Here is a 3038-nt window from a genome sequence, read left to right as displayed (position 1 = left end):
AGGCAGAAGAAGCGATCGCCAGCAACAAGGCAGATATCAAAGTTACTGTTATCAACATTAACCATTTTTTGTGAATTTTGTAATTGAGCATGGGTTGTTATGCTATTTTTCATGCTTAGTTTCTATATCTAAGTTAAGTGCGTAAGTCCTATACTATATGCTTCACCATTAGATGCAGTTGTGAATCTGGCTTCTACCGTGCAATCAAAAACTGCTCTAGACGCAAGCCAGAACAGTTTTTGATAGAAGTAAATTGTATAGGGGACTTTTAGTGTTGTCCCTAGTTTATCCATAATAAATACCGTTATATAATACTATTCACCTCAAGTTTCGTGTTTTACGCAAAAAACGAATAATCTTGAAGTTGACATTACAAAGGTTAGAAGTCAGCACAAGCCAGTGCATCACAGACGGCATCTGCGACTTTGAGCGTAGATATATATCTGTTCAATCATGCCGATGAAGATAACAAAATTTTATCGTTTCGCCTGAAACAGCTTAACTCAGTAGGAATACTATCCCAATGAAGGGTAGAATGCGGCTATTTATGAAATATGCACTATTAGTTTTAAAGTTGTATATGTTTGATGTAAATAAGCCAAGTAACCATACCAACAATATCTTTAAAAAAATCTTGTTAATTATTGGAACTGGAGGATTATTACTTGGGATTCCGATTATGTTTATTCGAGTTCCACCAAGCTGTGGCTGTGGTGATAGCAGTAAAGCTACAGTTGGAAGATTTATTAATGCACAACAAGCATATTTCTCGGAGAAATCAGCTTTTGCTCAATCGTATAGGTTGTTAGAGCTTGGAGATGGAGATGCACCAACAGCTACAAGCCGCTATCGATATACCGTAGACATGAGTAAGGATAAGTCATTTATATATGCAACTCCGATAAAAGAATTCCCAACTGATGTATTTCAATTAGGACTGACCAAACAGGGCTTCAACAGCCTGATAGGTGCAGTTGCTTACGAGCAAAAAAATAAAACTACTATTTCAATAATGTGCCGCTCCGAAAAACAGACTTTAGCTTATCCTCCCCGACCTATTTTTAAACAAGGTAATTTTAGCTGCCCTATCGGTTTTGAAAGTATCAAATAGGATAGTCTGCAAACAATTAATGACGTTTTTAGGAGGATTTATCGGATTCATAATCATGCTGCTATATTTGGATTTTATTCTCAGTAAACAGTCCAAAGCACAATGAAAATACTACCAGTTGATACGTTGACAACTTTGACATCTGAGCATTTTTTGAATTCAAAATTCAAAATGCACGCATTAAGAAGAAATAAAAGTTTTTAATAGGTAGTCAAGCAATGGCGCAGAGCGTCTACCATAAACAGTTTTGATGGTTGCTCTAATATGGCGTATGTAACGTTCCAATCCAAACATCTCCTGTTTTAATAGCAAAGTATTTATCACCATTCTGGAGAAAACCTGACCTGTAAGCTTTTTGTTTGATTTTGTTAATTTCTGCTTCACTTAACTGGTCAATCTTTTCATAAAAATAATTCTCTTCGGCGTGGAGTTCCCACTGAAAATTTTCAAGACTGAAGTTGTTAATTTTATATTTTTCAAATGGAAATGCTCTCTTTTCGCTGCTCTTTGTAAAAGTATTGTTATATCCAACAATCCAATCTCCAGTTGCTGCTACAACTTGAGAGTTAATAAAATGATGGTCAAACAACCATATCTTTAAGTAAAAAGGCTCTCCCCACTCCTGAAGTTTTTTGTGCCAATTTAAATAAATCTCTATTAAAGCCTCTAGTATTAATCGTTTGTACCAAATGGGAGAATTTCTTTTTACTAAGCGATACCAGGGGTCAATAGTGATCTTGACATAATCTCGTTGAGACTTGTGCAATTTTGCTGTATCTAGGGTGAGATTGTAATTCTTCCAATAGTTAATTTTTCTAATCTGCTTTTTCCAGCCTCGAATCTTTTTTTTATTACTGTACGGGTTTGACATTGCAATTCTACAGGAGCTAACTAATCTATTACTGTAGTATGTATATATTTGGCTTCGAGTTACTTTATATAAACCTGAAAGCTAGCGCAAAAACACAAACCACTAAATCCCGGATTTCTTACCATACCTCGAATGGAGGAGTAATTAGTAGTGAGTAGTGAGTAAAGTCTTCACTTATTACTCATTACTTATTACTGAGTATTTACTATTACTCATCATCAAACGCAAAGGAGCTTGTGAGAAATGCGGGTAAATGTGTGTAGGCGCAGCCCGTGGTTTAACTCAGATTGTTTCAAAATTGCCTCTAGCAGTGCAGTCGGTAAGCTGCTATTTACCATGTATTTACACTGAATGCTTAATTACAGAAAAACTTTTAGTTTATGTTCTACTCATAATTGTTGCCTTTAAATTACTTAAGCTTCATCACTTAAACTAAATTTAAACTCTTTACTACGGCTTTACACTTATTAGTGTTTACTTTGCAGCTTCTTGAAGATAATATCATTACTTTTATCATTGTGATAACAGTTTGAATGATTGATATTAGAGAAGTAGTTTTAATTTGAGTTGATTAAATCAGTGAATAAAAAATGGGCGACTAAACGACTCACAATTAATCTGGCATCAGGGGAAGCAGAAAGATTAGAAAAATACTGTTCAATCACAGGACGACCAGCAACCGATGTGATTCGAGAGTTGATTCGCTCTTTGCCAACCCAAGAAACACCAAATGCAAATTGAACCGCTTGATGAGTAACACTCGCTTTTTTGTTTAACTCAAGCACACAATACCAAAGCAAAAAACTGGTTCAGGTAATGCTGATTGCTGTATCAATAAAAAATCTACCTAAATGGTTAACAAAACAGCTAAACTAACTTTATAGTTCCACTTTTGACTTACCAGAGACTAAAGCTATAAATTCCTTAGTATCTCTTTAAATATTCCCCTGGAAGTTCATGATTAATGCTGATGTAGTTTTTAGCTTTGAGGGAAGAAGCTGGGGAGCATCCACTTTTGGAAGATATACAAAATAAGGGAGAATGTAAAAGGAGATA

General features: G+C 35.1%; 3 protein-coding genes. 2 read left to right on the top strand and 1 reads right to left on the bottom strand.

Annotated elements, in window-relative coordinates; translation table 11 throughout:
* Positions 1–547 precede the first annotated feature (547 nt).
* Positions 548–1111 (top strand): type IV pilin-like G/H family protein, encoded by a 564-nt coding sequence (locus ABF638_RS37430; RefSeq protein ID WP_435027791.1) that lies wholly within the window; start codon positions 548–550, stop codon positions 1109–1111.
* 259 nt (positions 1112–1370) lie between these two features.
* Here ABF638_RS37430 and ABF638_RS37425 read toward each other — a convergent pair whose 3' ends face one another.
* A complete protein-coding gene (locus ABF638_RS37425) occupies positions 1371–1877 on the bottom strand; it encodes a hypothetical protein (protein WP_435027790.1) in 507 nt (168 codons plus the stop codon).
* A gap of 675 nt (positions 1878–2552) precedes the next feature.
* Between ABF638_RS37425 and ABF638_RS37420 the strand changes: the two genes are divergently transcribed.
* Positions 2553–2723: a CopG family transcriptional regulator gene (locus tag ABF638_RS37420; protein WP_435027792.1), complete on the top strand. Its 171-nt coding sequence runs from the start codon at positions 2553–2555 to the stop codon at positions 2721–2723.
* Positions 2724–3038: the final 315 nt, after the last annotated feature.

Origin of the sequence: Nostoc sp. CALU 1950 (genome assembly GCF_051172895.1) — a bacterium.
Lineage (GTDB): Bacteria > Cyanobacteriota > Cyanobacteriia > Cyanobacteriales > Nostocaceae > Nostoc > Nostoc edaphicum_A.
Note: the sequence above shows the minus strand (reverse complement) of the source record. Positions and strands in the feature narration are given on the sequence as shown.

What these genes read in the sequence shown, in the direction of transcription:
- ABF638_RS37430 (WP_435027791.1), top strand. Translation starts at nt 548, where the DNA reads ATGAAATATGCACTATTAGTTTTAAAGTTGTATATGTTTGATGTAAAT.